The sequence below is a fragment of the Mesorhizobium sanjuanii genome (assembly GCF_002529485.1).
Lineage (GTDB): Bacteria > Pseudomonadota > Alphaproteobacteria > Rhizobiales > Rhizobiaceae > Mesorhizobium > Mesorhizobium sanjuanii.
In genome coordinates, this window is sequence record NZ_NWQG01000289.1 from 1 (window position 1) to 6,681 (window position 6,681).

The 6,681-nt window shown below is 61.7% G+C and carries 8 protein-coding genes and 1 pseudogene; 3 read left to right on the forward strand and 6 right to left on the reverse strand.

Annotated features, from left to right (window positions below; translation table 11 throughout):
* The 3 genes and pseudogenes from CN311_RS31110 to CN311_RS31120 all read left to right on the forward strand — a co-directional run.
* Nucleotides 1-391, forward strand: a pseudogene (locus CN311_RS31110) (hypothetical protein); the annotation flags it as partial.
* 84 nt (nt 392-475) lie between these two features.
* Entirely contained in the window at nt 476-742 is a 267-nt protein-coding gene (locus CN311_RS31115; RefSeq protein ID WP_097577403.1) for a DUF1488 family protein, read from the forward strand.
* Nucleotides 743-902: 160 nt separating this feature from the next.
* Nucleotides 903-2,537 carry a tetratricopeptide repeat-containing sulfotransferase family protein gene (locus tag CN311_RS31120; protein WP_097577404.1) on the forward strand — a complete coding sequence of 545 codons (1,635 nt, stop codon included), beginning with the start codon at nt 903-905 and terminating at the stop codon, nt 2,535-2,537.
* A 197-nt stretch (nt 2,538-2,734) separates the two neighbouring features.
* Here CN311_RS31120 and CN311_RS31125 read toward each other — a convergent pair whose 3' ends face one another.
* From CN311_RS31125 to CN311_RS31150, 6 genes are all read right to left on the reverse strand, one after another.
* On the reverse strand, nt 2,735-3,088 hold the full coding sequence (locus CN311_RS31125; RefSeq protein WP_097577405.1) for a DUF1428 domain-containing protein: 354 nt from the start codon (nt 3,086-3,088) through the stop codon (nt 2,735-2,737).
* 13 nt (nt 3,089-3,101) lie between these two features.
* Entirely contained in the window at nt 3,102-3,530 is a 429-nt protein-coding gene (locus CN311_RS31130; protein ID WP_097577406.1) for a VOC family protein, read from the reverse strand.
* A 158-nt stretch (nt 3,531-3,688) separates the two neighbouring features.
* Nucleotides 3,689-3,877 carry a hypothetical protein gene (locus tag CN311_RS31135; protein ID WP_097577407.1) on the reverse strand — a complete coding sequence of 63 codons (189 nt, stop codon included), beginning with the start codon at nt 3,875-3,877 and terminating at the stop codon, nt 3,689-3,691.
* A gap of 139 nt (nt 3,878-4,016) precedes the next feature.
* Nucleotides 4,017-4,313 (reverse strand): HigA family addiction module antitoxin, encoded by a 297-nt coding sequence (locus CN311_RS31140; protein ID WP_097577408.1) that lies wholly within the window; start codon nt 4,311-4,313, stop codon nt 4,017-4,019.
* Between the two features lie 98 nt (nt 4,314-4,411).
* A complete protein-coding gene (locus CN311_RS31145) occupies nt 4,412-4,693 on the reverse strand; it encodes a type II toxin-antitoxin system RelE/ParE family toxin (protein WP_097577409.1) in 282 nt (93 codons plus the stop codon).
* 118 nt (nt 4,694-4,811) lie between these two features.
* The gene (locus tag CN311_RS31150; RefSeq protein WP_097577410.1) at nt 4,812-6,338 is read right to left on the reverse strand and encodes an ABC-F family ATP-binding cassette domain-containing protein; all 1,527 of its coding nucleotides are present in this window, start codon (nt 6,336-6,338) and stop codon (nt 4,812-4,814) included.
* Nucleotides 6,339-6,681: the final 343 nt, after the last annotated feature.

A 6,681-nucleotide genomic window follows, 5' to 3' on the forward strand; every position in this document is an offset into this window, starting at 1 on the left:
GTCGCAGACACCGACGGCACGCTGCGGCGGGCGCGTCAACTTGCCGAAAGCAATCGCCTCATTTGACGCGAAGGAAATACGAATGGATAGTATCAGGAGCCTCTGCGCTACCTCCGCCAATACGAAAGACGACAGTCTGGGCCAGATGAACCATGACTATGGGCGCCGCATCGAGATCAACAGATCGTGGACCATCTATCACGTGTTTACCGGCGTTCCGGCCGAAGTCGGTGCGCGTTCCATGGTGGGTCTTAGCAAAGTTGATGCTACCGCCGGGATGCTGTTCCTGAATTCCCACAATGTAGAGAGGCGTAGGACATCGTTCCTGCAGAATGCACGTTCCCGTGGCTTCAGCGAGCGCTGCGGCGCTAAACGTCCCCTGGACGCGTAAGGGACGCTGCAGCACTCTGATTTTGCGCATGATCCTTGTCCGAGAAATGCGTTTTTCTCGGATCATGCGCCAAGGAATTCGACCATGACGCTCAATTTCCCCAACCCCAGCCGCTCCTATGACGCTGGGGCGCAGCGCATTCGTTTCACCGGCCATGACGGCATGTTCGAAGTGCCCTTCTTCGTGGAGGTTGCCGCGCTTTCGGCGGCAAGTCCGGCCACGACCGGAGCGGAGGCCGAATATCTCAGCGCGTTCGACGCGAAGCGCTCCTCGATCCAGGATGTCGCGCGGGAAGCCTATTCGCATGGTCGCAAGAACATGTATGTGCTGACCCAGGCAGATTTCCGGTAGGCTTGCCCGCAAACCCTTGAACCTGCCGCGCCGATGGCCTAGATCGCCACAGGCGGACAAACACGGCAGGTTTCCCATCAACAGAGATCAGAGAAGAGCGGCAGGTGCGGGAGCGAGGTCTGGCCCTGGAGGCCAGCCGCCTCCAGGTCTCGACCAGTATGTGCAGCAGGCGCTGCAACTGCACCAGGCCGGGCGCCGGCAAGAAGCCGAGGCGATTTACCGGCAGGTGCTGGCGCGCAAGGCCAACCACGCCGCCGCTGCGCATTTCCTCGGATTGCTGCTGCATCAGACCGGGCGCAGCGCCGAGGGGATGGATCTTCTCGAACAGTCGGTGCAGTTGCAGCCGACCAATCCCGATTTCCTGAACAATCTCGGAACGGTGATGCGCGATCTCGGCCGCGTCGCGGCGGCCGTCGATTTCTTCCGCGGCGCGGTGGATATTCGGCCGGACCAACTCGCGGCGCGCGACAATCTCGGCTCGTCGCTGAAGCAACTCGGCCAGTTCGAGGAGGCCGAAGAGATTTATCGCGGCACGATCGGCCGCAATCCGTTCCATGTCCGCGCCCGCATCGGGCTTGCCGAAACGCTGCAGGAGGCTGGGCGGCTCGATGAAGCGCTCGCCGTTTTCCGCGAGGCGCTGACGATCCGGCCGAAGGATGCCGACCTGCTGCACGGGCTGGGCGTCGGGCTGATGGAAAAGGGCAAGCTCGATGAAGCGACCGATCTTTTCCGCCAGGCGCTGGCAGTCAATCCCGGCATGGCCCGAGCCTGGCTGATGCTGACGCAGGTCAAGCGCCAGAAGGAGCGCGACGCCGAGCTTGCCGGCATGGAAGCACAGCATGCCAAGGCGCCGCAGGACAGCCTGGCGCGCATGCAGCTCTCCTTCGGCCTCGGCAAGGCCAGTGACGATCTTAGGGATTATGGCAGAGCCTTCGACTATTTCGCGGAGGGCAACGCCATCCGCCGCAAGGGCATCGACTATGATCCGGTGAGGACACGCGCCGAATTCGATGCGATGAAGTCGGTGTTCGATGCCGGCTTTTTCGAAAAGCACAAGCCGAGCCCAATCGCCGATGACGCGCCGATCTTTGTCGTCGGCATGCCGCGTTCGGGCACGACGCTGGTCGAGCAGATCATCGCCAGTCATCCCCAGGTCTATGGCGCAGGCGAGCTCAGTATCTTGAAGACGGTGGTCGGCAAGCAGTTCCCGTCGACCATGCCGGGTGGCTTCCCGTGGGGAGTATCCGATGTAGCCGACGCGGATTTTGCCGAGGCGGGGCAAGCCTATCTCGACATGCTGCATGCCCGCTATCCCGGCATCCGGCATGTCACCGACAAGATGCCAGGCAACTTTCTGCTTGTCGGCTTCATCCACATGATGCTGCCGAAGGCCAGGATCATCCATTGCGCCCGCGATGCGGCGGCGACCTGCCTGTCGATCTACAAGGTGCATTTCCGCGGCGACAGCCACCGTTATGGCTACGATCTCGGCGAGCTCGCCGACTTCCACAATCTCTACACCGACATCATGGCGCATTGGCACAGCGTGCTGCCCGGCGTCGTGCACGATGTGCGCTATGAGGATTTCGTCGCCGACCAGGAAGGGCAAACGCGCGCGCTGATCGCTCATCTCGGCCTGCCCTGGGACGATGCAGTGCTGTCGTTCCACGAGACCGACCGTCCCGTGCGCACGGCCTCGGCCGCGCAGGTGCGCCAGCCGATGTACCAGGGCTCGGTCGATCTGTGGAAACGCTATGGCGAGCGGCTGAAGCCGCTGCTCGACAGGCTCGGGTAGGCCGATCTTGAGGTGAGGCCGGCGGTTTCCTGTGCTTCCGGCCTTCGCCAGCCGAAGCACTCATGAGCGGTCGTGGCAGTTAAGGCTACGGCCGGCGTAGGCCGGTACTCACGTCCTTAAATGTACGCTCCGTTCCGGTTCTCGGAACCACCATTCTCGACTCGGCCTGACCTCAATCTCGACCTCCCTGGGTGGTGCTACAGCTCCATGAACGGCTGAAAACCGCCAAAGATCATGCGCTTGGCGTCGAACGGCATCGTCGATAGGTCTCCGTTCAGGCGCGGGTCGGCCATCACCTTGGCCATCACCGCATCGCGGCTTTCCCGCGATTCATAGACGACCCACGAAAAGACGACGATCTCGTCGTCCTTGGCCTGCACGGCGCGCGGGAACGAGGTGACCTCGCCATAGGGCACGTCGTCGCCGATGCATTCGACATAGGCGAGCGCGCCATGCTCTTTCCAGACGATGCCGGCCATTTGCGCCATTTTCTTGTAGGCATCGAGATTTGCCTTGGGCACGGCAAGCAAGAACCCATCGACATAGGACATTTTGATCTCCTCCTCAGGCTTTCTTCACCGGCGCGTTCATCGCCCACTCGACACCGAAGGGATCGCGCATATTGCCCCACTGGTCGCCCCAGAACATCACCTGCAGCGGCATGACGACTTCGCAACCGGCATCGACAGCGCGCTGCCACCAGGCGTCGATATCGTCGCTGCCGAGGTGAAGCTGCATTGTGTAGCCCTGCGGCTTCACGGCGGGCATGCCGTGCTCAGGGTAGAAGTCGGAGATCATCAGCGTCGAACCGTTGATGTGCAGGTGGATGTGCATGGTGCGGCCCTGCTCGTCCGGCGGGTAGAGGAAGACCTGATCGGCGCCGAAGGCCTTTTGATAGAATTCGGCGGCCTTGAAGGCGCCATCCAGTTGGAGATACGGGGTCAATCCGCCGAGGACTTTCGCCGCGGGCTGGGTTTGGGGCTGATCGTTCATGTCTTGCTCCTCTTTGCGTCTGGTTGGGCTTGCCACCAAGGAACGAACGAGGCGGCGGCGATCCTACATGGCCGCCGAATTTTTTTCGAACGCACAAATTTTTTCAAACGCTTCAAACGCCAGGGCCGGATGCCCTGGCCACAGGCCGGTGGTCGCCTTCATATTACCTTGGTCAACGAGGTTGTCATGGCAAGGCGACGTTCGTTTTGCGCATCGAGGATTTCGGGCCAGCCGATGTCCTTGCGCAATTCGATCGGCAGCGAAAGCAGCGCGCGCTCGCTGCGGTGACGGGCGCGGGAGGCCGAGTAACGGGTCGCGATGCGGCCTATGGATGACAGAATGGACATGATGCACTCTCCCTGGTTGAAGCCGGCATCATCGTGTCGGCGTCCCAAGGACGTGGCGTGGGGTCATGATCCGACAGACCGGACGAATTTTTTTTTGCCGCAAGACCCAGGCGAGGCGATTGTTGTTGGCGCCGCTGCCTCAGGCAGCATCCAGGCGTTCGATCGTTTCGAGATCGGCCTTCTTGGCCTCTCCCTCCACAGCAAGGTCATAGCTCGCCTGCATATTCATCCAGAACTGCGGCGTGGTTCCAAAGAACTTCGCAAGGCGCAGCGCGGTGTCGGGAGTTACCGGTGTCGTCTCGCTGGCCAAGCGCTCGATGCGCGTGCGTGGAACATGCAGCTTTTTGGCCAGCGTGTAAGGCTTCAGGCCAAGCGGTACGAGATATTCCTCTCGAAGGATTTCTCCCGGATGGATCGGGGTGTCAAAGTACAACATTGTAAGCTCCTGGCAGTGAGCGATAGGTTGACAACGGATGATGTGCCAAGGAAAGCCGTGGTCGTGAGCGTAAGCAAGTACAACGATAGCGATAATCTTCAGTGATAGTCGGTGATTTCGACATCCTCTGCTTGCCCGTCCACCCACCGAAAGCAGACGCGGAACTGATCGTTGATGCGGATTGAATGTTGACCGGCACGATTGCCTTTCAGCGATTCAAGCCTGTTGCCGGGCGGTGTCTTCAGGTCCACCAGCTCGGCGGCGTTGTCGATCATGAACAACTTGCGCTGTGCGGAGCGAACCAGATCCGACGGGAAGCCCTTCGGAGCCTTGCTTTTCGAAACCGCCTCGCTGGTCTTGTCCTTGAACGAACGGATCATCTGCTGTCCCCGATAGACGTACCATTGCATGATACGTTTCAGAAATCAAGGAAACGTCTCGCAGCATGATACGAAATTTGCGATCAGAGATAGTCGACAGACATACCGCCGCCACCACTTAACCTTCTGCTTCCGCCACCGAGCGGAAGAAATCCTCCGGACTGTCGATCTCGGTCAGTCGCCGCTTCTCGATCAGCCAGAAGCGGTTGCCGATGGCGCGGATGAAGGAACGGTCGTGCGAGGCGAGCACGCAGCTTGCCTGATGCGCCAGCAGTTCGGCCTCCAGCGCTTCCTGGCCGTCGATGTCGAGATGGTTGGTCGGCTCGTCGAGCAGGTAGAAATTGGGATTGGCGAGCCTGAGCGCCAACATCATCAGCCGCGCCTTCTGCCCGCCCGACAGAACGCCGATCCTGCGCTCCTGCATGTCGATGCTGACCCCGGCGCCGGCGAGCAGCGAGCGGGCGCGTTGCTCGCCGACATCGAATTTTCGCGAGACCATCGCCAGCGGCGTGTCGCTGCTGCTCATCCCGGACAGCGCCTGGTCGCTGTAGCCGAGCACCGTCGACGGCGTCACCTTGACGCTCTGCACGGTTTCCGGTTCACCGATGGCATTCCGGATCAGGGTGACGAAGCGCGACTTGCCGACGCCGTTGCGGCCAAGCAGGACAATGCGATCGCCCTGACAGATGTGGCGCTTGCCGGTCCTGAACAGCAGCGTGCCGTCGGGTGTCTCGACCGTTGCGTCGTCGAGCGTGATTAGCACCTTGGCATGGGTGCCGCGATTGGCCAGCTTTATCGCGCCCGCCGATTTCTCGCGATGCGCCGGTGCCGCTGCATCTTCCAGGCGCTCGGCGCGCTGGTTGAGTTGCTTGGTCTTGACCGTCAGCAGGTCGCTGCCCGAATTGATGCCGATGTTGTTGAGCTTGGCGGCCTGCCGGCGCAATTGCTGTGCCACCTTCATGTCGCGTTGGAATTTGCGCTCGGTCGAGGCATCGACTTCGTCGAGCGCCTGTCTTGCCCGGGAATAGGGTAGGGCAAACACCGGCGACTGCTCGGGGCGCAGGAACAGCGTGCGGTTGGTGGTGGCGTCCAGGAAAGCGCGATCGTGGCTGGCGATGATGACCGGCACCTCGCGTGGCAGGGCGTTCAACCAGGCTTCCAACTGGCTGATGCGGGCAAGGTCGAGATGGTTGGTCGGCTCGTCGAGCAGCAGGACATCGGGATCGGTGACCCAGACGCGGGCGATCAGCGCCAATCGCTGCCAGCCGCCGCTCAAGGCACGCATCGGCCGCTCGCGCATCGGCTCAGGCACGTCGAGGGAGTCGAGCACCACGTCGACACGCCACAACTCGCTTTCCGCCTGCTCGGCCGGCAGGGCGTAGGTAACTACCTGATGGAAAGTGTGGTCGAGGAGAGCAGCCGGAACCGACTGCTCGACATGGCCGACGCGCAGGCCGCGCGTGCGGGCTATGTCGCCGGATGTCGGTTCCATCTCGCCGGTCAGGCATTTGAGGAAGGTCGACTTGCCGCGGCCGTTGGCGGCAACGATGCCGAGCCGGTCGCCGGCGCCGATGGTGAGGTCGAGGTTGGAAAAGAGCGGCGCACTCATGGTGACGCCGAGGGATTTGAGGCTGATCAGGGCCATTTGGATTTCTCTGGTCTTGCCGGAGTCCGGCTCAATGCACTTGACGGTGCACGTGCTGGCCATCAGGCTCAGCGTTGCGGCACCACGAAGGGCAGACCAAAAAAACGAAGCGGGAGAAACCCGGACCGTCCCTGGTCAGCCCTGCAAGCTAGCTCGCAGGGCAGGGACAGGGCCGCGCTGACGGTGGTGGTCGATAAACACGCAGCCCTCTTTTCAAGACGTTTGAGTGTGGAGACTGGCTACACCAAGGGAGGGGCCGATGGCAAGGGGGCGCGGGAGTGAGCGGAGCGCTGAAGCTGCCGATCACCACTTGCGGGCAGGGCATCTCATATGGCTGCGCCAG

Coding starts and splice junctions, on each gene's coding strand:
- CN311_RS31115 (WP_097577403.1), top strand. CDS start 476: ATGACGCTCAATTTCCCCAACCCCAGCCGCTCCTATGACGCTGGGGCG.
- CN311_RS31125 (WP_097577405.1), bottom strand. CDS start 3,088: ATGTCCTATGTCGATGGGTTCTTGCTTGCCGTGCCCAAGGCAAATCTC.
- CN311_RS31130 (WP_097577406.1), bottom strand. CDS start 3,530: ATGAACGATCAGCCCCAAACCCAGCCCGCGGCGAAAGTCCTCGGCGGA.
- CN311_RS31135 (WP_097577407.1), bottom strand. CDS start 3,877: ATGTCCATTCTGTCATCCATAGGCCGCATCGCGACCCGTTACTCGGCC.
- CN311_RS31140 (WP_097577408.1), bottom strand. CDS start 4,313: ATGTTGTACTTTGACACCCCGATCCATCCGGGAGAAATCCTTCGAGAG.
- CN311_RS31145 (WP_097577409.1), bottom strand. CDS start 4,693: ATGATCCGTTCGTTCAAGGACAAGACCAGCGAGGCGGTTTCGAAAAGC.
- CN311_RS31150 (WP_097577410.1), bottom strand. CDS start 6,338: ATGGCCCTGATCAGCCTCAAATCCCTCGGCGTCACCATGAGTGCGCCG.